This is a genomic window from Shewanella sp. MM_2022_3 (genome assembly GCF_022557375.1).
Taxonomy (GTDB): domain Bacteria; phylum Pseudomonadota; class Gammaproteobacteria; order Enterobacterales; family Shewanellaceae; genus Shewanella; species Shewanella xiamenensis.
In genome coordinates this window covers 1-706 of record NZ_JAKZGV010000120.1, presented here as the reverse complement: position 1 = coordinate 706, position 706 = coordinate 1, and the positions used below count along the sequence as shown (strand labels likewise).

The 706-nt window shown below is 31.6% G+C and carries 1 protein-coding gene; it reads right to left on the bottom strand.

The features are described from left to right. Positions 1–706 (bottom strand): ATP-binding protein (locus MMG82_RS21395; RefSeq protein WP_241407420.1); only part of this gene is annotated, 706 nt, incomplete at both ends.

Sequence of the window (706 nt, the reverse complement as noted above, 5' to 3'; positions counted from 1 at the left end):
AAAGGTTTTGTGATTTTTTTGTTGAAAGAGCTATTTTTTTCACTGTCATCATAAAAAATATCAGCACTTAATAATAATAAAGGAATATTTTTATTCATCGCACTTATTGTATTTGCAGCGGTAAGTCCATCGATAACTGGCATTTGTTGGTCTAATATGATCAGATCGTAATTTTTTAGAGATGCTAATTGTATTGCTTCTTCACCATTGACACCAAAATCTATACTTATTCCGGTATCTTTTAGGTAAATTGCTACTAAGTCTCTAATATCCTCTACATCATCAACAAATAAGATGCTTTTCTTTTTCCAGTCTATGATGTCATTTTGAATAATGTTGATTTCATCATGCGTTATGGCAACGTTATTAATTAATTTTTCTTCGGGTAATGTGATAGAGAAACAAGACCCAATCCCAACTGTACTATGCATATTAAGTTGTAAAGACATAGCATCAGCTAATTGTTTACTGATAAATAATCCTAGACCTGTACCGCCATAATCTCTACTGGTACTGGAGTCTGCTTGAGTAAATGCATGAAATAAACTCGATGCTTGTTCAGATGAAATACCAATGCCGTTGTCGATAATTGCAATATATAACTCATTTTTATCTGTTATGTTCGCAACTAATTTTATAGTACCTTTTTGCGTGAACTTTACTGCGTTACTAATAAAGTTTAGTAATATCTGCTTAAGTCTATAAG